We start from the raw sequence: 24,217 nt of genomic DNA on the forward strand, positions 1-24,217 counted from the left end.
GCGTGGCGTCGAGCACGGGCGGCACCGTGCCGCCGTGCCGGTCAGTCGTCGCGCTGGCCGGGGGCCGTCGGCGTGGTCTTCTGCACCTGGAGCAGGAACTCCACGTTGGAGCGCGTCTCCCGGAGCTTGCCCAGGAGCAGCTCGATGGCCTGCTGCTGGTCCAGGGCGCTCATCACCCGACGCAGCTTCCAGCTGATCTTCAGCTCGTCGGCAGGGATGAGGATCTCCTCGCGGCGCGTGCCCGACGCGTCTACGTCCACGGCCGGGAAGATGCGCTTGTCCGCGAGCTGACGGGAGAGCTTGAGCTCCATGTTCCCGGTGCCCTTGAACTCCTCGAAGATGACCTCGTCGGCCTTGGAGCCGGTCTCGACCAGGGCCGTCGCGAGGATGGTGAGGGATCCGCCGTGCTCGATGTTGCGCGCCGCCCCGAAGAACCGCTTGGGCGGGTAGAGCGCGCTCGAGTCGACGCCCCCGGACAGGATCCGGCCCGAGGCGGGCGCTGCGATGTTGTAGGCACGTCCCAGACGGGTGATCGAGTCGAGCAGCACGACGACGTCCTGGCCCAGCTCGACCAGGCGCTTGGCGCGCTCGATGGCGAGCTCGGCCACGGTCGTGTGGTCGTCCGCGGGCCTGTCGAAGGTCGAGGCGATGACCTCGCCCTTGACCGTGCGCTGCATGTCGGTGACCTCCTCGGGGCGCTCGTCGACGAGCACGACCATGAGGTGGACCTCGGGGTTGTTCGTGGTGATCGCGTTGGCGATCGCCTGCAGCACGAGGGTCTTGCCCGCCTTGGGGGGCGAGACGATCAGGCCGCGCTGACCCTTGCCGATCGGGGCGACCAGGTCGATGACCCGGGTCGTCATGATCCCGGGCTCGGTCTCGAGGCGCAGCCGGTCCTGCGGGTAGAGCGGCGTGAGCTTGCCGAACTCGGCACGGGCACGGGACTCCTCCGGCGACATGCCGTTGATCGAGTCCAGGCGCACCAGGGCGTTGACCTTGGAGTTGCGCCCCTGGGGCTGCGGGTCGCCCTCGCCGCGCTGCTTGACGGCTCCGACGACGGCGTCGCCCTTGCGCATGCCGTTCTTCTTGACCTGGTTCATCGAGACGTACACGTCGTTGTCCCCCGGCAGGTAGCCCGAGGTCCGCACGAACGCGTAGTTGTCCTTGATGTCGAGGATGCCCGCGACGGGGAGCAGGACGTCGTCGTCGTGGACCTCGACGTCCTCGTCACCGCGCAGGTCGTCCTGACCGGTGCGGCTCCCGCGGCGCTTGTTGCGGTCGCGGTCGCGGTAGCGGCCCCGACGGCGGCGCCCACCGGGCTCGTCCTCGCCGTCGTCCGGTCGGTTGCGGCCACCCTGGTTCTCGCGAGCGCCCTGACCGTCGCGCAGCCCCTGGTTGTCCCGGCCACCACGCGCCTGGCCGTCGCGCGCCTGGCCGTCACGCCCTCCGCGCCCCTGCCCCTCGCGGTCCTGGCTGCCGTCCTGCCCGTGGCTGGCGCGGCCCTGGTCACGGTCGTCCCCGTCGGAGCGGCGGGCCTCGCCCTGCTGCTCCTCGGGGCGGTGCTGGTCCTTGCTCTGCTCGGGCGCGCCCTCAGCCCGGCCCGCCCGGCGTGAGCGCCGGCCCTCGACCGTGACCGCACGCGCCGCCTCAGCCGCCCGGGCCGCCCGCTCGTCCGGGGTCTCGCTGCCGTGACCGCGCTCGGGGGCGCGGTCCTCGGAGCGCGACGCACGCTCCTCCTGGGCAGGGCGCTCCTCGGCAGGGCGCTCCTGGGTCCGGCTCCGGCTCCGGCGCGGGGCCTTGGCCGGCTCGGCGGCCTGCTCCTCCGCGGGCTCCTCGGCCTTGCTGGCGCGGCTCGCGCCACGGGCGGCAGGCGCGGCCTGGTCCCCGCCGGAGGCACGCCGTTCGCGGATCGCGCTCACCAGATCGCCCTTGCGCATCCCCGCCGTGCCCTGCATGCCGAGCTCGGCCGCGAGAGCCTGGAGCTCAGGCAGTCGCAGGGACGACAACGCGCCGCTGCGGGACGGGCTGCTGGCGCCTGCGGTGGTCGCAGAGCTGCTCTGCGCAGCCTCGATGGTCTCTGTCACGAAGGATCCTTCCCCCTCGTCGGCGGCCGTCACATGGGGAGATGGGCCGCGTGGTCGACGTCCGAGCCGTGCCCGGATCGTTGTTCGCGCCACGGAGGATCGACGACCGTGAGGCCCGACCATCAGGTGGCTTGGTCCCCGTCGGCGGACAAGCCCTGCGCTCCCGTGGGTGCGCGGTTCCGCTCGAGGTGCCGGGGGGATGCCGACCACGGTACCACTGCGAGGCCACCCCTCGTGGTGGCGTCCGCGGGCGCCACCACGACCACCGGCGGACCGGGCGAGCCCGTCAGAGCCGTTCGGCCAGGGCCCCTCGGGAGTCGACCCCGGGCCGCAGCTCACGCCAGGCAGGCTCTCCCGTCGAGCCGACGAGGCCGGCCAGCAGCTCGCGGCGCACCTCGTGCGCCCGGTCCCCCGCCGACGCCCGACCGAGGACCAGGACCGAGGGCCCCGCCCCTGAGACGACCGCCGCCTGACCCACGCCACGCAGGGCCGCGACCAGCTCGGAGGTCGTGGGCAGCACCTCGGTGCGGTACTGCTGGTGCAGCCGATCCTCGGTCGCGTCGAGCAGCAGCTCAGGGGCGTGGCAGAGCGCCTGCACGAGCAGCGCCGCACGCCCCGCCGTGAAGGCCGCATCCCGGTGCGGCACCGTGGGTGGCAGAACCCCGCGGGCCGTGCGGGTCGCGCAGCGAACCGAGGGCACCAGGACGACGGGCTCGACGTCGGGGTGCACGGGCAGCACGGTGGCCCGGGGCCCGGTCGGTGTCTCCCAGGCGATGGTCGCGCCCCCCACGAGCGCGGGCGCGGCGTTGTCGGGGTGGCCCTCGAAGGCGGTCGCCAGGCGCAGCACCTCGGCGTCGTCGAGGGCCTCCGGGTCGGCGATCATCATGCGGGCGACGAGGATGCCGGCGACGACCGCCGCAGCCGAGGAGCCCATGCCGCGCCCGTGCGGGATCGCGTTGACGCACCGCAGGTGCAGCCCGGTCTGCGGGGCCCCCACGTGGTCGAGGGCTGCCCTGATCGCCCGGACGACGAGGTGGTCCTCCCCGCTCGGCAGGTCGGTGCCACCCTCTCCACGCACCTCGACCGTGACCTCGGGGCTCCCCAGGGCCCGGACCTCGATCTCGTCGTGGTGCCCCAGGGCGAGCCCGAGAGCGTCGAAGCCCGGTCCGAGGTTGGCGCTCGTCGCCGGCACCCGGACCCGCACGTGGTCGCTGCCCAGCCGCATGGTGACCTTCCCGGGCTCAGGCGAGCTCGAGGGCGCTGGCGATCGCCATCGCCTCGGCGGGGACCCGGACCGGCTCGACCTCGGAGCCGTCGGCCGTGCGCAGGGCCCACTGGGGGTCCTTGAGTCCGTGCCCCGTCACCGTCACGACGATCTGCGCCCCGGCCGGGACCCGCCCCTCGTCGGCCAGGCGGAGCAGGCCCGCCACACCGGCCGCCGAGGCCGGCTCGACGAAGACCCCGCACCGCGCGGCGAGCACCCGGTGGGCGTCGAGGATCTCCTCGTCCGTCACGGACTCGATCAGACCACCCGAGCCGTCACGGGCTGCGACGGCCTGGTCCCAGGACGCGGGGTTGCCGATCCTGATGGCGGTCGCGACCGTCTCGGGCTCGGTCACCGGGTGGCCCAGGACGATCGGGGCGGCACCGGCAGCCTGGAAGCCCCACATCGCCGGGGTCCGGCTGGCGGGGCCGCTCGCGGCGTACTCCGTGTACCCGGCCCAGTAGGCCGTGATGTTGCCCGCGTTGCCCACCGGCAGCACGTGCACGTCCGGGGCATCGCCGAGGGCGTCGACCACCTCGAAGGCGCCGGTCTTCTGGCCCTGGATGCGGTCGGGGTTGACCGAGTTCACCAGCTCGACCGGGTAGGCCTCGGCGAGCTTGCGGGCCGCGATCAGGCAGTCGTCGAAGTTGCCGTCGACCTGGAGCAGCCGCGCCCCGTGGGCCACCGCCTGGCTCAGCTTGCCCATCGCGATCTTGCCGTCGGGCACGAGGACCGCGCAGGTCATGCCCGCCGCGGTCGCGTAGGCGGCGGCCGAGGCCGAGGTGTTGCCCGTCGAGGCGCACACGACCGCCTGGGCGCCTCGCCCCGCCGCCGCGGAGATGGCCGTGGTCATCCCGCGGTCCTTGAAGGACCCGGTGGGGTTCATGCCCTCGACCTTGAGCCGGACGTGCGCGCCGGTCCGCTCCGAGAGGTACCAGGCGTCGACCAGGGGGGTCCCGCCCTCCCCCAGCGTGATGACCCGCTCCTGGACGTGGGCGGGCAGACGGTCGGCGTACTCGGCGATGACGCCGCGCCACTGGTGGGCCACCTAGACCCCCTCGACTCGGAGCACGGACAGGATCTTGACGACCACCGGGAGGTCCTGGAGGTCCGCGACCGTGGCCGAGAGCGCCTCGTCGGTCGCTGCGTGGGTGACCACGAGCAGGTCGGCGTGGTCGCCGTAGACCTCGGCCCGGGACTGACGCACGGTCTCGATCGAGACACCGTGGTCGGCCACGACCTGCCACACCTGGGCGAGCACCCCGGGCAGGTCCCGCACCCGCAGCTCGACCTGGTACCGGGTGACCGCCTCGGCGACCCCGCGCACCGGCAGCTCCGCGTAGCGGGACTCGATGGGTCCCTTGCCCCCGATGACCTTGTTCCGCGCGACCGTGACGACGTCACCCAGGACCGCGCTGGCCGTGGGGGTCCCGCCTGCCCCGCGCCCGTAGAACATGAGCTCGCCCGCGGCCTCGGCCTCGACGAAGACCGCGTTGAAGGATCCGCGCACGCTCGCGAGGGGGTGCCACTGCGGCAGCAGCGCCGGGTGGACGCGCACGACCACGCCGTCCCCGCTCCGCTCGGCGATGGCGAGCAGCTTGAGCACGTGACCGGTGGTCGCGGCCCGCGCGACGTCGTCGGCCGTGAGGTTCATGATCCCCTCGCGGTGCACGTCGGCGGCACTGACGCGGGTGTGGAAGGCCAACGACGCGAGGATGGCTGCCTTGGCCGCGGCGTCGTAGCCCTCGACGTCAGCCGTCGGGTCGGCCTCGGCGAAGCCCAGCTCCTGGGCCTGACGCACCGCCTCCTGGAGGCCCTGGCCACTGGTCGCCATCTGGTCGAGCACGTAGTTCGTGGTGCCGTTGACGATGCCGAGCACCCGGGTGATGCGGTCCCCCGCGAGGGACTCGCGCACGGGGCGCACGATCGGGATGGCCCCGGCGACCGCGGCCTCGAAGTACAGGTCGGTCCCGGCGGCGTCGGCGGCTGCGTAGAGGGTCGGGCCGTCCTTGCCGAGCAGCTCCTTGTTGGCCGTGACCACGGCCGCCCCGCGCTCGATGGCCCGCAGGATCAGCGCCCGGGCGGGCTCGACCCCGCCCATGACCTCGACCACGACGTCGGCGCGGTCCACGAGCCCCTCGGCGTCGGTGGTCAGCAGCTCGGGGTCGACGGCCGCGCCGCGCGGCGTGCTCGTGTCCCGTACCGCGACGCCGACGAGCTCGAGCGGGGCGCCCACGCGGGCTGCGAGGTCCTCGGCCTGCTGCACGAGCAGCCTGACCACCTCGGTCCCGACCACGCCGCAGCCGAGCACGGCCACCCGCACCGGTCCTCTGGTTGCCACGTGACCTCCGCCTTCCGTCGTCCCCCACCTGCCGCACCCGGCAGGGCCGCCCCAGGATACGGCTGCACGTCCCCCGCGGGGCCCGGTGTCAGCATGCGGTCGGCGACGCCCGCTGACGCGGTCAACCGAGGTCGAGGGCGAGCAGGTCGTCCTCGGTCTCCCGACGCACGAGCACCCTCGCGTCGCCGTCCCGCACGGCCACGACGGGCGGGCGGGGCACCATGTTGTAGTTCGAGGCCATCGAGCGGCCGTACGCGCCGGTCGCGGGGACGGCGAGCAGGTCCCCCCGCGCGATGTCGACCGGGAGCTCGACCTCGTGCACGACGACGTCGCCGCTCTCGCAGTGCTTCCCGACCACCCGGGAGGTGACCGCGTCCGCGACGGACCCGCGCGAGGCGAGCACGGCGTGGTACCTGGCCCCGTAGAGGGCAGGGCGCAGGTTGTCGCTCATGCCTCCGTCGACCGAGACGTAGGTCCGCGTGCGGGGCGACTCGTCCTCGTCGGTGAAGGTCACCGGCTTGACCGTCCCGACGGTGTAGACCGTGATCCCGGCCGGCCCGACGACGGCGCGCCCGGGTTCGATCGAGATCCGCGGCACGGAGGTCCCCTGGGTCCGGCAGACCGCCGCCACCGTCCTGGCCACGTCCCGTGCGACCTGCTGGGGGTCGATGGGCACCTCGCCCGGCAGGTAGGCGATCCCGTAGCCACCACCCAGGTCGACCTCGGGCACGAGGTGCCCGGTGGTGGTGGCCAGGGTCGCGCGCAGCTCGAGGATGCGTCGGGCAGCCTCCTCGAAGCCCGCGGGGTCGAGGATCTGGCTGCCGATGTGGGAGTGGATGCCGACCAGCTCGAGCTCGGGGTGCTGCAGGACCGCGTGGAGCGCACGCTCCGCCTGCCCGCCGGCGATCGAGAGCCCGAACTTCTGGTCCTCGTGGGCGGTCGAGATGTACTCGTGGCCCCCCGCGTGCACCCCCGTGGTGACCCGCACCATGACCGGGGCGCGCACCCCGCGGGCCCGGGCCGCCGCAGCCACCCGCACGACCTCCTCGAGGGAGTCCAGGACGATGCGGCCGACGCCCGCTGCCAGGGCTCGCTCGAGCTCCTCGTCGGACTTGTTGTTCCCGTGCAGGCCGATCTCCGCGCCGGGGACGCCGGCGCGCAGGGCCACGGCGAGCTCCCCGCCCGTCGCGGTGTCGATCCGCAGCCCTTCCTCGTGCATCCACCGCGCGACCGCGACGCTCAGGAAGGCCTTGCCCGCGTAGTAGACGTCGACCTCGGCGCCGATCTCGGCGAAGGCCGCGACGAAGGCCTCCCGGTAGGCGCGGGCCCGGGACCGCAGGTCGGCCTCGTCGAGGACGTAGAGCGGCGAGCCGTGCTCGGCGACCAGGTCGGTCACGGGCACCCCGCCGACGGCGACCACCCCGGCCTCGTCGACGAGGGCGGTGCTCGGCCAGAGCGCCGGGTCGAGCACGGGCGGCACGGGTCGCCCCGACGCCCCGGCCAGGGCGGTCCGCTCGACGCTCACATCCGCTCCGGGGCGCTCACCCCGAGCAGCCCGAGGCCGTTGGCCAGCACCTGGCGGGTGGCGTCGTTGAGCCAGAGCCTGGTGCGGTGGGTGTCGGTGACCTGCTCGTCCCCGAAGGGGGTGACCCGGCGCTGGTCGTACCACTTGTGGTAGGCACCGGCGAGCTCCTCGAGGTACCGGGCCACGCGGTGCGGCTCACGCAGCTCGGCCGCCTGGGCGACCACCCGGCCGAACTCGCCCAGGGCCGCGAGCAGCGTCGACTCGGTCGTGTGGTCGAGCAGGGCCGGGTCGAACCCGTCGGCACGGCTCACCCCGAGCTCCCCGGCGTTGCGCCCCACGCTGACGGTCCGGGCGTGGGCGTACTGGACGTAGAAGACCGGGTTCTCGTTGCTGGCCCTGGTCAGCAGGTCGAGGTCGAGGTCGATCATCGAGTCGGTCGAGGACCGTGCCAGGGAGTAGCGGGCCGCGTCCACGCCGACCGCGTCGACCAGGTCGTCGATCGTCACCACGGTGCCCGCACGCTTGGACATCCGGACCGGCTGGCCCTCGCGCACCAGGTTGACCAGCTGACCGATGAGGATCTCGAGGTTCACGTGCGGGGTGTCGCCGAAGGCCGCGCACATGGCCATCATCCGGCCGATGTACCCGTGGTGGTCGGCCCCGAGCATGATGATGACCCGGTCGAAGCCCCGCTCGCGCTTGTCCAGGTAGTAGGCGAGGTCCCCCGCGATGTACGCCGCGTGGCCGTCGGACTTGAGGATGACGCGGTCCTTGTCGTCACCGAAGTCGGTGGTCCGCAGCCAGGTCGCGCCCTCGGCCTCGAAGATGTGACCGAGCTCGCGCAGCCGAGCCACGGCACGCTCGACAGCACCCGAGGAGTGCAACGAGTCCTCGTGGAAGTAGACGTCGAAGTCGACGCCGAACTGGTGCAGGCGCTCCTTGATCTCGGTGAACATCAGGTCGACACCGACCGCCCGGAAGACCTCCTGGGCCTCGTCCTGCGGGAGGGTGAGCGGCGCCGGCAGGCCCTCGGCACGCCGGCGCTCGGTGACGGCCTCGGCGATCTCGCTGATGTACTGCCCGCCGTACCCGTCCTCAGGGGCCTCCTCGCCCTTCGCCCGTGCGAGGAGCGACCGGGCGAACCTGTCGATCTGAGCACCGTGGTCGTTGAAGTAGTACTCCCGGGTGACCTGGGCTCCTGAGGCCTCGAGCATCCGTGCGAGGGAGTCGCCGACGGCGGCCCAGCGGACCCCGCCGATGTGGATGGGCCCGGTCGGGTTGGCCGAGACGAACTCGAGGTTGATGCGCTGGCCCGCGAGGGTCTCGTTGCGCCCGAAGCCGGTCCCGGCCTCGACGACGGTACGGGCGAGCTCACCCGCCGCGGCGGCGTCCAGGGTGATGTTGAGGAACCCCGGGCCGGCGACCTCGACGGCGCTGACCCCGGGCAGGGCGAGCAGTCGAGCCTGGAGCAGCTCGGCCAGGGCACGGGGAGACATGCCGGCCTTCTTGCCGAGCTGCATCGCGACGTTGGTCGCCCAGTCCCCGTGCTCGCGCGACCGGGGTCGCTCGACCGTGACCGTGGCCGGCAGGTCCGCCGGGGAGAGCGGGAGCGTGCCGTCGTCGACGGCGTCGGTCAGCAGGGCGCGCAGCGCCGCGGAGAGCTCAGCAGGGGTCACCCGGCCAGGGTACCGAGCCGCGCCGGACCCCTGCGCCGTGCCCCTGCGCGCGGCCACGGTCGCTGCCGGGTCACGACCGGGTGCGTGGGAGCCAGGTGTCCTCGAGCATCACGGGGCGACAGGTCACGGCCCCCGCGACGACCAGCACCCCCACCGTGGCGAGGAGCATCGCGAAGGTCGCCGCCCACCCGCCGGTCGCCTCGTGCAGCACCCCCGCGAGCACGGGCCCCGCCGCGGAGAGGGCGTAGCCGACCCCCTGCGCGAACCCCGAGAGCGACGAGGCCCCCGCCGAGGTGCGGGTGCGCAGGTTGATCAGGGCGAGCAGGAGCGGGAAGGTGCCCGGCCCGAGACCCAGCAGCACCATCCAGACGGGCAGGGCGGCGAGCGGGGCGAGCCACAGTCCCAGGTACCCCAGGACGAAGCACGAGGCGAAGACCGCGACGACGACGAACGGGTTGCGCACGCGGACCGCGAGCATCGGGGCCACGAGCGAGGCCGGCAGCCCCAGGATCGCGAAGAGAGCGAGCCACAGGCCGCCGACCTCGGCCCCCAGGCCGACGTCCACGAGCATCTGGGGCAGCCACGCGAGGAGCACGTACGTGTTGAGCGAGTTCATGCCGAAGGTCACCGCGAGGGCCCACGCGAGCGGGCTGCGCCAGACCCGACCGGCACCCCGGTGACGCGAGGCGAGCGCGGGGGTGTCCTGCGGGGCGCGGCGCAGGATCTCCCGCAGGGCGCCCCGGGCGAGGACCGACCGCAGCACGACGACCAGCCACGGGACGGTCGCGACGAGGGCGACGACGGCCCAGGAGCCGAGCGAGACCCTCCAGCCCAGCGAGGCCGCGAGCGGCACCGCGAGCAGCGGCGGGGTCGCCGTGCTGATCGCCATGCTGACCGAGTACAGGGCCGTGACCGGCCCGATCCGGTCCGGGAAGTAGCGCTTGACCGTCGGCGGGAGGAGGACGTTGCCCATGCCCATGCCGGCCAGGGCGATGACCGACCACCCCAGGAATCCGGCCGAGGTCTCGGTGGTCGAGCGCACCACCTCGCCCGCGGCCGAGAGGAGCATCGCCAGGACCAGGCTGGGCTCGAGCCCGATCCTGCGCGCCACGAGCGGGGCGAGGGAGCCGAACAGGGCGAAGGACACCACCGGGACGGTGCCCAGGAGCCCGGCCTCGGCGGCGGAGAGGGCCACGTCCCGCCGCACGACGTCGAGGATCGGCGAGACCGAGGCGACCGCGATCCGCAGGTTCAGGGCGACGAGCAGGATCCCCAGCAGCACGAGGATGCGTCCGCGCCACGGGGCGGGCACGGGCGGAGGAGCTGGCATCAGGACCATCATCCTCCATCCCGTGAGAGATGCGCCGAGGGGGTCGCTCGGTGTTGACTGCCTCTCACGCCTCACACCCGGAGATGGGATGACCCGCCGCACCAACCTGATCGACCTCGCCGTCGGCCGCCTGCGCCAGCAGATCACCTCGGGCGCGTGGGAGGTCGGCACGCGCATCCCCGCCGAGCCCGAGCTGACCGAGCTCATCGGCGTCGGGCGCAACACCGTGCGCGAGGCGGTCCAGTCGCTGGTGCACGCCGGGATGCTCGAGCGTCGGCAGGGCTCAGGGACCTACGTGCTCTCGAACTCCGAGCTGGGCAACGCGATGGGCCGCCAGATCGCGGGCGCCCACCAGCGCGACGTCCTCGAGGTGCGGCGCAGCCTCGAGGTCGAGGCCGCGCGGCTCGCTGCGCAGCGCCGCACCCCCGAGCAGGTCACCGAGCTGCGCAGGCTGCGGGACACCCGCGCCTCGGCCTACGCGAGCGGCGAGCTCGACGCGATGGTCACCGCCGACCTCGCGCTCCACCGCACCATCGCCCAGGCCGCGCACAACCCTGTCCTCCTCGCGCTCTACGAGAACCTCCAGGACGCCATCGGCGAGAACATCCGCTTCAACTTCGAGCACCCCGTGCACGACGACGACTCCCACGACGCCCTGGTCGAGGCCATCGCGGGCGCGGACGCGGTCAGCGCCATGGCTGAGATCGACGACTACCTCTCCGACCTCATCGGCACCGACCAGGTGGACCTGGCAGCCGAGGAGCAGGCGGGGTGAGGGCGTCGTCCCGGACCAGCGAGGGCTGGTAGTGTTCTGCACCGCCCCGCCCGCGTAGCTCAGGGGATAGAGCGTCTGCCTCCGGAGCAGAAGGCCGCAGGTTCGATTCCTGCCGCGGGCACCGGTCGAAGCCCCGGTCACCACCACGGTGACCGGGGCTTCGTCGTGACAGGTCCAGCCCGGCGAGCGAGCCCCGGCGGCCGCTCAGCAGGCGCGGTAGGCGTACCCCGGGCTCCCGGCGGGCACGAGCCCGAGGTCCCGCACGATCGTGCTCGGCCCACCCTCGGCCCTGGCGCACACGGCGTCCGCCGTGCCGCGCAGGTCGTGCTCGTACTCGACGTCGTAGACCTGCGAGCCGAAGGTCGCTGCGTAGACGTCGCACTCGTCGTAGCGGTCGCACTGCTCGGTCACCGCGAAGTCGAACCCGATCTCCTCTGGTCCGCGGGACCCCAGCTCCGGGGTGTTCTTCTGGCCGACGGCGAGCCCGCGACCGTGGGCGTGCTCGGTGAGGGCGGTCGCGAGCGCCACAGACTCCTCGAGCCCGAAAGCCCCCTGCGCCCGGGTGTAGGAGTCCAGGTTGTCGAGCTCGACCGCGTCGTAGCCGGCGGCCGCGCAGGCGTCGACCGAGCGCTGGACGCGAGCCGCCACCTCGTCGCGGCGGTCGGCGGTCGAGAGGTCGAGGATCTGCTCGTCGGGCCAGTCAGGGTCCACGACGGGCCGGCCCGTGGTGTCGTGCACGACGAGCCGCTCGGGCCAGTCCGCGCCGGGCTGGGTCTGGAAACCGTTGACGTAGCACACCGAGTAGTACCCGGGCAGCGCGGGCTCCGTGCTGTCGCGGACGACCATCTGCACCTCGGGCGGAGGCGGGTGGGCCCCACCGAGCTGGTAGTCGAACGGCTGGTCGGCCGGGGGCAGCACGACGGGCACGGGCTGCCGAGGCTCGCTCTCGCCCCGTACCACCAGGGCCAGGAGGACCACGAGGGCTGCACCAGCCGCGAGGAGCCGAGGTGATCGCACCTGGCTACGGTACGGCCCCGCCGAGCCGGCTGGGCCGCGCGAGCCCTCGGGACTCAGCTCTCCTTCTCGCTCCCGGTCGGCACGTCCCGGGGAGCGCTGTCGGTCTTGCTCAGCAGCGGGCCGCGACGACCGGCCTGGGCCTGCTCCTGCTCCCGCTCCTCCTCCTCGCGCCGGGCTGCCTCCTGCGGAGGCAGCACCTTGCGCCACCGCTTGGTCCGCAGGGGCTGGCGCTCCCCGGCGTCCTCCTTGAGGGCGCGCAGAAGGCTGTAGATCATGACGTAGCCCATGACGAAGAAGGGCAGTCCGACGACGATGATGACCTGCTGCAGGGCCTCGAGCCCGCCTGCGCCCGTGGCACCCAGCAGGGTGCCCGCGACGAGGGCGACGCACAGCGCCCAGAAGACGCGCTGACGGGTCGGTGCGGGGTCCTCGTGACCGTTGGCGATGGTGTCCATGACGAGGGCCGCCGAGTCCACCGAGGTGGTGAAGAACACGATGACCAGCATGATCGCGATGACGGACATCACCGTCGAAAGAGGGTAGTTCTCGAGGAACACGAACAGGGCACCAGGGATGTCGCCGTCGTCCACCACCGGGCCGGTCAGGGCACCGGGGTCCTGCCGCTCGATGTCGTAGGAGCCCCACCCGAACACGCCGAACCAGATCACGCTGAAGGACACCGGGACGGCCAGCACACCGATGACGAACTGGCGGATCGACCGTCCCCGGGAGATGCGGGCGATGAAGATCCCGACGAAGGGCGACCAGGAGATCGTCCAGGCCCAGTAGAAGACCGTCCAGCTGTTCTGCCAGCCGCTGCCGGCGATCGTGTCGTTCCAGAAGGCCAGCTCGGGAAGCCACGCGAGGTAGGTGCCGACCGACTCGATCGTCCCTTGGAGCAGGAACAGCGTCGGGCCCGTCACCACGACGAAGCACAGGAGCCCGACGGCGACGACGATGTTGAAGTTGGAGAGCCGCTTGATCCCCCGGTCGAGGCCGACCCCGACGGAGATCACGGCGATCGCGGTCACGGCACCGATGATGAGGATCTGGACCAGGCGGCTCTCCTCGATCCCGAAGAGGGAGGCCAGCCCGCTGTTGATCTGCAGGGTGCCGAGGCCCACCGAGACCGCGACCCCGAACATCGTCCCGACGATCGCCGTGACGTCGATCACCGCACCGAGGGGGCCGTGGATCCGGTCGCCGAGCAGGGGGTGGAAGATCGAGCTCACCCGCGGCGGGAGGTTCCGCTTGTACATGAAGTAGGCGAAGCACAGCGCCGGGAGCGTGAAGATCGTCCAGGTGTGCAGACCGAAGTGGTAGAGGGTGAACGCCATGGCCTGCTCGAAGGCCGCGGCCGACCCCGCCTCGACGTCCTGCATCGGTGGGTTGGCGAGGTGGTTGATCGGTTCGGCCACCCCCCAGAACATGAGGATGGTCCCGATCCCGGCGGCGAAGAGCATGCCGAACCAGCTGAGCCCCGAGTGCTCCGGCCCCTCGTCGTCGGGGCCGAGACGGACCCGCCCGAACCGGCTCGCCGCCATGTAGACGAGGAAGGCCAGGAACACCGTCACGCCCAGGACGTAGAACCAGCCCAGGTTCTCCAGGAGCCAGCCCGTGAGCCCGGCGAAGAAGGCGTCCACCTGGGTCGTGAAGAGGATCGTCGTGATGACGAAGGCGGCGATGACCACGGCCGAGGCCGTGAAGATCGTCGTCCCGGTCCGCAGGCCCAGGGAGTCGTGCAGCCGGTGGACGGCTGAGCGCATGCTGCCTCCTCGACGCGCCCGCGGGCCCGCCCGTCGATCTGTCCTCGCCGGGCGGCGGCGCGCGCCACGCGGACGGGCCGGCGAGATCTGCCGGGAGAGATCATCCTCGGACCTCGCCGAGCCGCAACCGGAGCAGACCAGAGCCCCGCCGACCGGGGGTCGACGGGGCTCTGGTCGAGCGAAGGGGTCGGTCCTCGGCGGGACCGAGGAGCTCAGTCCTCGGTGGGACGGGGCTGCGGCACGCCGGCGAGCAGGCTACGGACCTCGGCCTCGCTGTACCGGCGGTGCCCGCCGAGGGTGCGGATGGCCGAGAGCTTGCCGGCCTTGGCCCACCGGGTGACGGTCTTGGGGTCGACACGGAACATGCTGGCCACCTCCGACGGCGTGAGGAGGGCTCCGGGCGCGTCCTGCGTGGTGGAGTGGGTAGAGATCTGAGGCGACATGGTCTGCTCCTGTCGTTCGGTGAGCCCGGCCGACCCCTGGGGTCCCGGTGGCTTTGCGTCCCCACCTCGCGGTGGGTTTGCCCTTTTCGCTGACATGGACAGGTTGCCACAATCCGGACATCCCCGCAAAGGCTGCCCCCTCCCACGGCCGAAATTCACCCGTTCGACGTACCGACGGCCCTCCTCGTCACCCGCCCGCCGATGAGGCGGTGGGGTCGTGGACCGCACGGCGCCCTGCGCTCGGCCGTACGGTCTCGCCGCGCGGATCCTGACGCACCGACCTACCGTGGCGGCAACCAACTCTCAGGAGGTCGCGATGCCTAACGTCGAGCAGTCGATCGACGTCGACGTCCCCGTCAGGACGGCGTACAACCAGTGGACCCAGTTCGAGTCCTTCCCCCAGTTCATGGGCGGCGTGGACAGCGTCACCCAGCAGGACGAGACCCACACGCACTGGAAGACCTCGATCGGCGGGGTCGAGCGCGAGTTCGACGCGAAGATCACCGAGCAGCACCCCGACGAGCGGGTGGCCTGGACCAGCACCGACGGCAAGACCCACGCCGGCGTGGTCACCTTCCACCGGATCAGTGACACGACCACCCGGGTCATGGTGCAGATCGATTGGGAGACCGAGTCCCTCGCCGAGAAGCTCGGTGCCGCGGTCTCCCTCGACGACCACCAGGTCAAGAAGGACCTCAAGAAGTTCAAGGAGTTCATCGAGTCGCGCGGTTCCGAGACCGGCGCGTGGCGGGGCGACGTCTGACGTCCTCGGAGCCCCCGGGCGGCGCTAGGTTGCGGTGATGAGCTCCAGCGACGCCTACGAGGCCCCCGGCGCCGCCGAGCTGCGGCGCCGGGGCAGCCTCAAGTGGACCGCCCTGCCGGCCGAGATCGCCGCCTGGGTGGCCGAGTCCGACCTCGGGACGGCACCGGCGGTCACGGCCGCCCTGCACGAGGCCGTACGCACCGAGCAGCTGGGCTACCTCCCGCCGGCCCTGCGCCGCCGCCTCGGCGAGGCCTGCGCCGCCTGGCACCACGACCGCTACGGGTGGGAGGTCGCCCCGGGGCGCATCCACCCTGTCGCCGACGTGCTCGAGGCCCTGCGGGTCACGGTCGAGCACCACTCCCCCACCGGCAGCGCGGTCATCCTGCCGACCCCGGCCTACATGCCGTTCGTCACCGCCCCCGAGGCGTGGGGGCGGCAGGTCCTGCAGGTGCCGATGACCAGCGCGGAGGGGCGCCCCACCCTCGACCTCGAGGCCCTGGACGACGCCTTCCGGCAGGGCGGTGGCCTGCTCGTCCTGGTCAACCCCCACAACCCCACCGGCCGGGTGCTGACCGTCGAGGAAATGCGCGGGATCACGACCGTCGTCGAGCGCCACGGCGGACGGGTCTTCGCCGACGAGATCCACGCCCCGATCGTGCACCCGGGTCACCGGCACGTCCCCTACGCGTCGACGAGCAGCGCCGCCGCCGGCCACACGGTCACCGCGACCTCGGCCTCCAAGGCCTGGAACGTGCCCGGCCTCAAGTGCGCGCAGGTGATCCTGAGCAACGAGGCCGACGCCCGGGTGTGGGACACCCACGACAAGCTCTCGACCCACGGCGCCTCGACCTTGGGTGTCGTGGCCAACACCGCGGCCTACCGTGACGGCGGGACCTGGCTCGGCGAGCTGCTGCACCGCCTCGACGACCACCGCGCCGTCCTGCTCGAGACACTCCGCCGGGAGGCGCCGCAGGTCGCCTACCGACCGCCCGAGGGGACCTACCTGGCCTGGCTCGACCTCAGGGAGGCCCTGGGCCCGGCGGCCACGGCCCCCGGGGCCGGGCTCGCCCGGGGGGTGCTGCGCGCCACGGGGGTCGCGGTGACGGACGGCGCGGACTGCGGGACCGTCGGGCGGGGCTTCGTCCGGCTGAACCTCGCGATGCCCCGCCCGATGGTCGTCGAGGCGGCCGCCAGGCTGGGCCGCCACCTCAGCGAGCTCAGCCCGCCGACTCCTCCTCGCTGACCTGCTCCGAGCCTCCGATGGCCGTGGCTCCGGTCGCGGCGTGCCGGATCTCGATGCGGCGCGGACGGGCCTCCTCGGCCACCGGGATGGTCAGCGTCAGCACGCCGTCGGCGTAGCTCGCGTCGACGTCGTCGAGGGCGAGGCCGCGGCCCACCGTGAGCTGACGGACGTAGGTGCCCGACGCCCGTTCGCGGGCCAGCCACTGGACGTCGGCCTCGGTCCGGGCCGTGCGCTGGGCGCGGATCGTCAGCGTGCTGTCCTCGACGTTGACATCCACGCTGCCGGGGTCGGCCCCCGGCAGGTCGACGTGCAGCACGTAGTGGTCGCCCGCACGGTACAGGTCCATCGGCATCGTCGGGGCTGATGCCGGAGCCTCGCGAGCGCTGCCGAGCAGCTGGTCCATCCACCGGGCGGTGTCGGTGAAGGGGTCGAATCGAGTAGCCACGCGGAACACCTCCTCACGTGGCGCCCCGGACCCTCCGGGGCGCGGTGCTGACCCGACGGAGGTCCCACCTTCCCGGGCCTCCGTACGAGGGGCTACAGCTCATGTTTTAGCACTCTCGACCCGCGAGTGCCAGCCCCTGGACGAAGGTCCCGCAGGACCTTTGACACACGCGCCGCGCCCCCTGGACGCCTAGCGTCATCAGTGGGTCAACGGTGATCCTCCACCACACACTGCGAGATGACCGGGAGCCTCCCGTGAGTGCACGACGAGCACGAGCCACCACGTCCACCGAGGCCGCCGCGGCCACCACCGAGGCCGCGACGCCTCCGGTTGCCGCGCCTGCGGCCGAGCCCGCCGCGCCGGCCGGGACCTCACCCATCGACGACCTCGTCGCCGGTGCGAGCAAGGCCCTCGCGGCCTACGCGTCCTTCACCCAGGCCGACATCGACCACATCGTCAAGAAGGCGTCGGTCGCCGCCCTCAACCAGCACGGCGAGCTGGCCAAGCTGGCTGTCGCCGAGACCCGCCGCGGGGTCTTCGAGGACAAGGCCGTCAAGAACATCTTCGCCTGCGAGCACGTGACCAACTCGATGGCCAGCCTCAAGACCGTGGGCATCGTCGGACGGGACGACCTCAACGGCATCGTCGAGATCGCCGAGCCCGTGGGCGTGATCTGCGGGGTCACCCCGGTGACCAACCCGACCTCGACCGCGATCTTCAAGGCGCTCATCGCGATCAAGACGCGCAACCCGATCATCTTCGCCTTCCACCCCTCGGCCCAGGAGTGCTCCGTCGCGGCTGCACGCATCGTCCGGGACGCGGCCGTCGCCGCAGGCGCCCCCGAGCACTGCGTCCAGTGGGTCGAGCAGCCCTCGATCCAGGCGACCAACGAGCTCATGAACCACCCGGGTGTGGCACTCATCCTCGCGACCGGCGGCAACGCCATGGTCAAGGCGGCCTACTCCTGCGGGAAGCCCGCCCTCGGGGTCGGCGCAGGCAACGTACCCGCCTACATCGAGAAGTCGGCCAAGCTCAAGCGAGCGGTCAACGACGTGGTCATGTCCAAGTGCTTCGACAACGGCATGGTCTGCGCCTCCGAGCAGGCCGTCATCCTCGACGCCGAGATCTACGACGCCGCGCTCGCCGAGTTCGACGTGCTGCACGCGTACCGGTGCACGCCCGAGCAGAAGACGATGCTCGAGCGCTTCATCTTCGGGGTCGAGGCCGAGTCCGCCAACTGCGCCGGAGCCAAGCTCAACGCCTCCGTCGTCGGGCAGAGCCCGGTCTGGATCGCCGAGCAGGCCGGCTTCACCGTCCCCGCGGACACCTCGATCCTGCTGGCCGAGGTCAGCCACGTGGGCCCGGCCGAGCCGCTCACCCGCGAGAAGCTCGCCCCGGTGCTCGCCGTCCTGCGTGCCGAGTCCCGCGAGCACGGCATGCAGCTCGCCGAGCAGATGGTCGAGTTCGACGGCCTGGGTCACAGCGCGGCCATCCACTCCGAGGACACCGCCCTCGTCGAGGAGTTCGGCAGCCGCGTCAAGGCGGTCCGGGTCATCTGGAACTCCCCCAGCTCGCACGGCGGCATCGGCGACATCTACAACGCCTTCGTCCCCTCCCTCACCCTCGGGTGCGGCAGCTACGGCGCGAACTCGGTCTCCAACAACGTCTCGGCGGTCAACCTCGTGAACATCAAGCGGATCGGCCGACGCAACAACAACCTCCAGTGGTTCAAGGTCCCCGGCAAGACGTACTTCGAGCCGAACGCGATCCGCTACCTCGCCGACATGCCCGACATCCACCGGGTGACGGTCGTGACCGACGCCACCATGACGAAGCTGGGCTTCGTCGACAAGGTCCTGGACGTGCTCGGCCGCCGCGGCGAGAAGATCGCGCTGCAGATCATCGACAACATCGAGCCCGAGCCGACCATCGCCTCGGTCGACCGGGGCGCGGAGCAGATGCGCGAGTTCAACCCGGACACGATCATCGCTCTGGGCGGTGGCTCGCCGATGGATGCCGCCAAGGTGATGTGGCTGCGGTACGAGCACCCCGAGATCGTCTTCGCCGACATGCGCGAGAAGTTCTTCGACGTGCGCAAGCGCGCCTTCAAGTTCCCGACCCTGGGGGCCAAGGCCAAGCTCGTCTGCATCCCGACCACCTCGGGGACCGGCGCGGAGGTCACCCCCTTCGCCGTCATCACCGACGAGAAGACCGGCGTGAAGTACCCGCTCGCGGACTACGCGCTGACGCCGACCGTCGCGATCATCGACCCGGCGCTGACCGGCAAGATGCCCGCCTCCCTCGCCGCGGACTCGGGCTTCGACGCCCTGACCCACGCGACCGAGGCCTACGTGTCGGTCTACGCCAACGACTTCACCGACGGCATGGCCCTGCACGCCATCCGGCTCATCTTCGAGAACCTCGAGGAGTCGGTCACCGGTGGCGAGGCCGCGGTGCAGGCCCGCGAGAAGATGCACAACGCCGGCACGATCGCCGGGATGGCCTTCGGCAACGCGTTCCTGGGCATCGTCCACGCCATGGCCCACACGATCGGCTCGACCTTCCACCTGGTGCACGGGCGGACCAACGCGACCCTCCTGCCGCACGTCATCCGGTACAACGGCACGGTCCCGACCAAGCTGACCAGCTGGCCCAAGTACGAGCACTACGTGGCCCCCGAGCGGTTCCAGGAGATCGCCAAGACCCTGGGGCTGCCCGCCTCGACCCCGGCCGAGGGCGTCGAGTCCTACGCCCGGGCGATCGAGGAGCTGCGCGACAAGGTCGGCATCCCGGCCTCCTTCGCGGCCCAGGGCGTCGAGGAGCACCGCTTCATCGGCAAGCTCGACGACCTCGCGATGCGGTCGTACGAGGACCAGTGCGCTCCGGCCAACCCCCGCATGCCCATGCTGGACGACATGAAGGACCTCATGACTGCGGCGTACTACGGGACGTCGCTCCAGGACGTGCGCTCCCGGCGCACGGCGGCAGGGGCGGAGGGGCAGTCCGCCCAGGAGGCTGTCTCCACCTCCTGACGCACCGGGTGTGCCCGTTCGGTCGCGCGAACGGGCACACCTCCAGACGCGACGGCCCGGCCTGCTCGTCAGGCCGGGCCGTCGCGCGTCACAATGGACCTCCCCCACGACGAGGAGCCTCCGGTGACGACTCCGTCCACCACACCTGCTGCGTGCGCCACGGCTCGGCCCCCGGTCGGCTGGCGCACCGCGTCGGCAGGAACCCTGGCGCTGCTGCTCCTGGCCGGCTGCGGCGTGCTCGAGGGCGAGAGCCCCGACCTCTCACGCCTCAGCGAGCAGATCGAGCAGGGTATCGGGGACGCCCGCGGCGCCCTCGAGGACGTCGAGTCCGGGATCGACGGCGCGGGGATCGACGAGGGCACCCGCGAGCGGGCCCGCGAGGCCGCCGAGCGGACGGGCACGGCGGTCGAGGAGGCGCGCGCGGCTCTGGACCGGGTCGCCGCGGGTGCGGACCCCGCCGCCGAGGTCGAGGCCCTCGAGAAGGCACGGGCCTCCCTCGACCAGGCCGCGGGCTCGATCGACGAGGCGGCGGCCGGGGCCGACGGTGTGCTGGCGCGGGCCCTCGAGGCCCTGAGCGAGCAGGTCGACGACCTCTCGGCCCGTCTCGAGGACGCGGCCGACGAGGTCGGATAGCGTTCTCGGGTGAGCACCGCGAAGCCGTCCTCGACCACCCCGGCCCCCCTCTCGGGGCACCAGATCAGGATCGCCCTGGACGACCAGGAGGCCGTCGTCACCGACGTCGGGGCCAAGGTGCGGCGGTACGCCGTCGACGGGCGTGACGTGTTCACCCCGTTCGACGAGGACCAGCCCGCCCCCGCGGGGCACGGAGCCGTGCTCGCGCCCTGGCCCAACCGCATCCGCGACGGCCGGTACACCTGGGACGGCGTCGAGCGGCAGCTCGACCTCAGCGAGCCCGAGCGAGGCACGGCCCTGCACGGGCTCGCGATGTGGCAGCGCTGGACGGTGCTGCCCGAGGTCGACGCCGCCCACCGGGACGGTCAGGCGGTCACGCTCGAGCTGCGCCTCGCCCCGAGCGGTGGTTACCCCTTCGACCTGCTGCTGCGCGTGACGTACCGACTGACCGCCACCGGTCTGCACGTGCAGACCGTCGCGACCAACCTCGGTGCCGCCGCGGCGCCGTACGGCGTGGGCTTCCACCCCTGGCTGTCCCCCGGCCCGGGCACCCTCGACGAGTGCACGATGAGCCTCGACGCCCGCACCAGGGTCACGGTCGACGACCGGCTGCTGCCCACGGGCACCGAGCCGGCCGCGGGGCCCTACGACCTGCGCGAGACGCGCAGCATGGTGGGGCTCGACCTGGACGATGCCTTCGTGGACGTCCTGCGCGACGAGCAGGGGCTGTCCTGGGTGCGGCTCACGGGCTCGGACGGGCGGACGGCAGCGATCTGGATGGACGAGTCGATGGACACCTGGCAGGTGTGCTCGGGCGACCACCTGAGCGCCGTCGAGGTCCGTCGGACCGGCCTGGCTGCCGAACCGATGAGCTGCGTCGCTGACGCCTTCCGCACCGGCGACCGGCTGGTGCGGCTCGAGCCCGGCGCGAGCCACGAGGTGACCTGGGGCGCGACCCTGCTCTGAGCGGGGCGCCTCGAGGGCGTCGGGAGAGGCGGGACCCGCAGGGGGCCGGGTCAGCTCGACGTCGGCACGCAGGTCAGCGAGACGGCGGCACGTCAGCCGTTGGTGCTGCCCATGCTGTCGGTGCCCGGGAAGTACTCCCAGTGCCAGGGCTCGTAGGGGCCGGACCCGCCGCTGCGGGCCCAGTCCGGGTTGTCCCAGCCGTAGGTCGGGCCGTTCTCCAGGAGCCACTGCATCACGGTGCTGCTGCCGGTCTCGCTCGAGCAGAGGTCGACCGCGAGGCCCCAGCCGTGGTTACTCCGGCCGGGCGTGGCCGCCAGACCGGGCTTCTGGTAGATGAGACGACGCTGCGAGGCGAGGGTGCGGTAGGAGTCCGTCAGGCAGAGGTCCCGCGAGAAGACGGCGCGGAAGTTCTGGTTGAGCTCGGCGATCGCCACGGCCGCGTCCCCACGCAGCATGTGGTTGCCGTCCCACAGCGTGCAGAGGTCCGAGGCGGGGATCTGCCCGTTGGCCCCGCCCGGCCGAGGCTGGCCGTCGCAGCCCGGGAGAGGATCACGCTCGAGAGAGCGGCTCGAGCCGCCCGACACCTGGCTCACGCCCTGCACGGCGGCCAGCAGCGAGGTCGGGGTGGTCTGCAGGGTCAACGAGGAGAGGACCTCGTGAGCCGAGGGGTACCCGTCGTCGACCGTCTGCGCGACGGGGTTGGGCACCTGGTCCTCGGGGCTGAGGGCGTCGGCGACCGGGAGCCCGATGGTCGCGGTCGCGAGGGCCGTGAGGACGGCGGTACGTGGGACCCAGCGGCTCGCGCGGAGGCCGGGCTTCCGCGACGTGGCCGCTCCACGACTCGGGGTCGGGCGGAGCTCGCGTCGAGAGGTCACCGAGGTCTGCGGTGATCGCGACCGCTCAGACTCCACAGGACCTCCGACGTCGGCCGCGGCGCGGCAGACCAGTGCTCGATGACCAGGTTCATCCCCCGGACGGGGGCGCACCCCCGAGGAGGACTCGGCACACGGGCGTGCCGGGTCTTTCCGTGAGGTGATCACGAAACAGTAACGGCTCGCGGGCCAGGAACCAAGCGACGTACGTCCCAGAGGTGGACGGGGCTGTGCCAGTCTGGGGCCATGGCAGCCGCAGCAGGCCCCGCAGCAGAGACCACCGTGCTGGTCGTCGAGGACGAGCCCGCGATCGCCACCGCGATCGCGCACCGCATGGCGGCCGAGGGCTGGCAGGTCGAGATCGCCTCGGACGGGCCGGCCGGCGTCGAGGCCGCAGCCCGCGCACGACCCGACGTCGTGATCCTCGACGTGATGCTCCCCGGCATCGACGGGCTCGAGGTGTGCCGGCGGATCCAGCACGACCGCCCCGTCCCCGTGATCATGCTGACCGCCCGCGACGACGAGACGGACATGCTCGTGGGTCTCGGGGTCGGCGCCGACGACTACATGACCAAGCCGTTCTCGATGCGCGAGCTGGTCGCGCGCACCAAGGCCCTGCTGCGTCGGGTCGAGCGCTCGTCCCAGGCCAGCGACGTCGGCGCGGGCGAGCCCCCGCTCCAGGTCGGTGACGTCCAGGTCGACCGGGCCCAGCGTCGCGTCTCGCGCAACGGGGCCGAGATCCATCTCACCCCCACCGAGTTCGACCTCCTGGTGACGCTCGCGACCTCGCCGCGCACCGTGCTCACCCGGGAGCGGCTGCTCGCCGAGGTCTGGGACTGGGTCGACGCGAGCGGCACCAGGACCGTGGACTCGCACGTCAAGGCGCTGCGCCGCAAGCTCGGCGCCGACCTGATCCGTACGGTGCACGGGGTGGGCTACGCCTTCGAGCCAGCCGAGGGCTGAGGTGAGCACGCCACGCCACGCGGGTCGCCTGCCGGACCTGCGCCCGCTCGACCGCCTCTCCTCGATCAAGATCAAGCTGGGCGTCCTGGTGACCGTGACCGTCACCCTCGCCGCGTTCATCACGTGGATCGGGCTGTACAACCACTTCGGCCCGACCAGGACCCTGCCGATCGCGATCGCCGTGTCGGTGGTCATGGTCCAGGTGCTCGCGCACGGGATGACCGCCCCGCTCCGCGAGATGAGGGCCGCCGCCCGGGCCATGGCCGAGGGGGACTACTCCCAGCGGGTGCGAGCCACGAGCCGGGACGAGGTCGGCCAGCTCGCGGAGGCCTTCAACACGATGGCCCAGGACCTCGAGCAGGTCGACACCCTGCGGCGCGAGATGGTCGCCAACGTCTCGCACGAGCTGCGCACCCCGGTGGCAGCCCTGCGCGCCCAGCTCGAGAACATGGTCGACGGCGTGAGCGAGCCCGACACCCCCGCCCTCGAGGCCGCACTCGCCCAGACCGAGAGGCTGGGCAGGCTGGTGACCTACCTGCTGGACCTGTCCCGGATCGAGGCAGGGGCCGTGGGCCTCGAGGTGACCGAGGTCCCCCTCGCCGAGTTCCTCGAGGACGCGGCTGCCGGCGTGCGTCCCGTGGCCGCCGAGAAGGACGTCACCTTCTCGGTCGCGGTCGACCCCTCCGGCCTGACCGTGCCCGCCGACGCCGAGCGGCTGCACCAGGTGGTCGCCAACCTCCTCCACAACGCGGTGCGGCACTCCCCCGGTGGCGGTGAGGTGCAGCTGGCCGCACGGCGCGGCGGAGGCTTCGTCGTCATCGACGTCGTGGACCAGGGCCCTGGCATCCCCCCAGCCCACCGCCAGCAGGTCTTCGAGAGGTTCCACCGGGGCAATGCCCCCGCCCAGACCGGCCAGACGAGCACCGGCGGCACCGGGCTCGGCCTGGCGATCGTCCGGTGGGCCGTCGAGCTCCACGGCGGGCAGATCCAGGTCGCCGACTCGCCGACGGGCTGCGTCATGCGGGTCTCCCTGCCTGCGCAGCGTCGCCGCGCCGCTACGGTGGAAGCATGATCAGGAG

20 protein-coding genes, 1 tRNA gene and 1 riboswitch are annotated in these 24,217 nt (G+C 72.4%); of the genes, 9 read left to right on the forward strand and 12 right to left on the reverse strand.

Features of this window, described 5'->3' with window-relative positions; translation table 11 throughout:
- Positions 1–41: 41 nt before the first annotated feature.
- The 7 genes from rho to J4G33_RS03540 all read right to left on the reverse strand — a co-directional run bounded on the left by rho (position 42) and on the right by J4G33_RS03540 (position 10,220).
- Positions 42–2,084: a transcription termination factor Rho gene (rho, locus tag J4G33_RS03510; RefSeq protein WP_307793706.1), complete on the reverse strand. Its 2,043-nt coding sequence runs from the start codon at positions 2,082–2,084 to the stop codon at positions 42–44.
- A 286-nt stretch (positions 2,085–2,370) separates the two neighbouring features.
- Positions 2,371–3,309 carry a homoserine kinase gene (gene thrB, locus J4G33_RS03515; RefSeq protein ID WP_208054477.1) on the reverse strand — a complete coding sequence of 313 codons (939 nt, stop codon included), beginning with the start codon at positions 3,307–3,309 and terminating at the stop codon, positions 2,371–2,373.
- Between the two features lie 16 nt (positions 3,310–3,325).
- The gene (gene thrC, locus J4G33_RS03520; protein ID WP_208054478.1) at positions 3,326–4,396 is read right to left on the reverse strand and encodes a threonine synthase; all 1,071 of its coding nucleotides are present in this window, start codon (positions 4,394–4,396) and stop codon (positions 3,326–3,328) included.
- Positions 4,397–5,689: a homoserine dehydrogenase gene (locus tag J4G33_RS03525; protein ID WP_208054479.1), complete on the reverse strand. Its 1,293-nt coding sequence runs from the start codon at positions 5,687–5,689 to the stop codon at positions 4,397–4,399.
- 121 nt (positions 5,690–5,810) lie between these two features.
- The gene (gene lysA / locus J4G33_RS03530) at positions 5,811–7,160 is read right to left on the reverse strand and encodes a diaminopimelate decarboxylase (protein ID WP_372434953.1); all 1,350 of its coding nucleotides are present in this window, start codon (positions 7,158–7,160) and stop codon (positions 5,811–5,813) included.
- Between the two features lie 50 nt (positions 7,161–7,210).
- Positions 7,211–8,890 (reverse strand): arginine--tRNA ligase, encoded by a 1,680-nt coding sequence (gene argS, locus J4G33_RS03535; RefSeq protein ID WP_208054480.1) that lies wholly within the window; start codon positions 8,888–8,890, stop codon positions 7,211–7,213.
- Between the two features lie 70 nt (positions 8,891–8,960).
- Complete coding sequence (locus J4G33_RS03540; RefSeq protein WP_208054481.1) at positions 8,961–10,220, reverse strand: CynX/NimT family MFS transporter; 1,260 nt, start codon at positions 10,218–10,220, stop codon at positions 8,961–8,963.
- A gap of 88 nt (positions 10,221–10,308) precedes the next feature.
- Between J4G33_RS03540 and J4G33_RS03545 the strand changes: the two genes are divergently transcribed.
- A complete protein-coding gene (locus tag J4G33_RS03545) occupies positions 10,309–10,995 on the forward strand; it encodes a FadR/GntR family transcriptional regulator (RefSeq protein WP_208054482.1) in 687 nt (228 codons plus the stop codon).
- A 48-nt stretch (positions 10,996–11,043) separates the two neighbouring features.
- Positions 11,044–11,116 (forward strand) — tRNA-Arg (locus tag J4G33_RS03550).
- A gap of 83 nt (positions 11,117–11,199) precedes the next feature.
- On the opposite strand, the gene J4G33_RS03555 is transcribed toward J4G33_RS03550, so the two are convergent.
- From J4G33_RS03555 to J4G33_RS03565, 3 genes are all read right to left on the reverse strand, one after another.
- Complete coding sequence (locus J4G33_RS03555) at positions 11,200–12,012, reverse strand: endo alpha-1,4 polygalactosaminidase (RefSeq protein ID WP_208054483.1); 813 nt, start codon at positions 12,010–12,012, stop codon at positions 11,200–11,202.
- Positions 12,013–12,065: 53 nt separating this feature from the next.
- Positions 12,066–13,778, reverse strand: coding sequence for a BCCT family transporter (locus J4G33_RS03560; protein WP_208054484.1), 1,713 nt, complete (start codon positions 13,776–13,778; stop codon positions 12,066–12,068).
- 212 nt (positions 13,779–13,990) lie between these two features.
- Positions 13,991–14,221 carry a BldC family transcriptional regulator gene (locus J4G33_RS03565; protein WP_208054485.1) on the reverse strand — a complete coding sequence of 77 codons (231 nt, stop codon included), beginning with the start codon at positions 14,219–14,221 and terminating at the stop codon, positions 13,991–13,993.
- Between the two features lie 15 nt (positions 14,222–14,236).
- A riboswitch (cyclic di-GMP riboswitch) is annotated at positions 14,237–14,313 on the reverse strand.
- 224 nt (positions 14,314–14,537) lie between these two features.
- On the opposite strand from J4G33_RS03565, the gene J4G33_RS03570 reads away from it, so the two are divergent.
- Both J4G33_RS03570 and J4G33_RS03575 read left to right on the forward strand, forming a co-directional pair.
- Complete coding sequence (locus J4G33_RS03570) at positions 14,538–14,984, forward strand: SRPBCC family protein (protein WP_208054486.1); 447 nt, start codon at positions 14,538–14,540, stop codon at positions 14,982–14,984.
- Between the two features lie 37 nt (positions 14,985–15,021).
- The gene (locus tag J4G33_RS03575) at positions 15,022–16,227 is read left to right on the forward strand and encodes a MalY/PatB family protein (RefSeq protein WP_208054487.1); all 1,206 of its coding nucleotides are present in this window, start codon (positions 15,022–15,024) and stop codon (positions 16,225–16,227) included.
- On the opposite strand, the gene J4G33_RS03580 is transcribed toward J4G33_RS03575, so the two are convergent.
- A complete protein-coding gene (locus J4G33_RS03580) occupies positions 16,202–16,672 on the reverse strand; it encodes an Hsp20/alpha crystallin family protein (RefSeq protein WP_208054488.1) in 471 nt (156 codons plus the stop codon). The two genes, J4G33_RS03575 and J4G33_RS03580, sit on opposite strands and share 26 nt — an antisense overlap.
- A 254-nt stretch (positions 16,673–16,926) precedes the next feature.
- On the opposite strand from J4G33_RS03580, the gene adhE reads away from it, so the two are divergent.
- The 3 genes from adhE to J4G33_RS03595 all read left to right on the forward strand — a co-directional run bounded on the left by adhE (position 16,927) and on the right by J4G33_RS03595 (position 21,303).
- Positions 16,927–19,704, forward strand: a complete 2,778-nt coding sequence (adhE, locus tag J4G33_RS03585; RefSeq protein ID WP_208054489.1) for a bifunctional acetaldehyde-CoA/alcohol dehydrogenase — start codon at positions 16,927–16,929, stop codon at positions 19,702–19,704.
- A 123-nt stretch (positions 19,705–19,827) separates the two neighbouring features.
- Positions 19,828–20,337: a hypothetical protein gene (locus J4G33_RS03590; RefSeq protein ID WP_208054490.1), complete on the forward strand. Its 510-nt coding sequence runs from the start codon at positions 19,828–19,830 to the stop codon at positions 20,335–20,337.
- Positions 20,338–20,346: 9 nt separating this feature from the next.
- Positions 20,347–21,303, forward strand: coding sequence for an aldose 1-epimerase family protein (locus tag J4G33_RS03595; RefSeq protein WP_208054491.1), 957 nt, complete (start codon positions 20,347–20,349; stop codon positions 21,301–21,303).
- A gap of 92 nt (positions 21,304–21,395) precedes the next feature.
- Here J4G33_RS03595 and J4G33_RS17700 read toward each other — a convergent pair whose 3' ends face one another.
- Positions 21,396–22,178, reverse strand: a complete 783-nt coding sequence (locus J4G33_RS17700; RefSeq protein ID WP_208054492.1) for a M15 family metallopeptidase — start codon at positions 22,176–22,178, stop codon at positions 21,396–21,398.
- A gap of 243 nt (positions 22,179–22,421) precedes the next feature.
- On the opposite strand from J4G33_RS17700, the gene J4G33_RS03605 reads away from it, so the two are divergent.
- Both J4G33_RS03605 and J4G33_RS03610 read left to right on the forward strand, forming a co-directional pair.
- Positions 22,422–23,138, forward strand: coding sequence for a response regulator transcription factor (locus J4G33_RS03605; protein WP_208054493.1), 717 nt, complete (start codon positions 22,422–22,424; stop codon positions 23,136–23,138).
- 1 nt (position 23,139) lies between these two features.
- Positions 23,140–24,210: a HAMP domain-containing sensor histidine kinase gene (locus J4G33_RS03610; protein WP_208054494.1), complete on the forward strand. Its 1,071-nt coding sequence runs from the start codon at positions 23,140–23,142 to the stop codon at positions 24,208–24,210.
- The last annotated feature ends 7 nt before the right edge of the window (positions 24,211–24,217 follow it).

It is taken from the genome of Actinotalea soli, assembly GCF_017565425.1.
GTDB classification, from domain to species: Bacteria; Actinomycetota; Actinomycetes; order Actinomycetales; family Cellulomonadaceae; genus Actinotalea; species Actinotalea soli.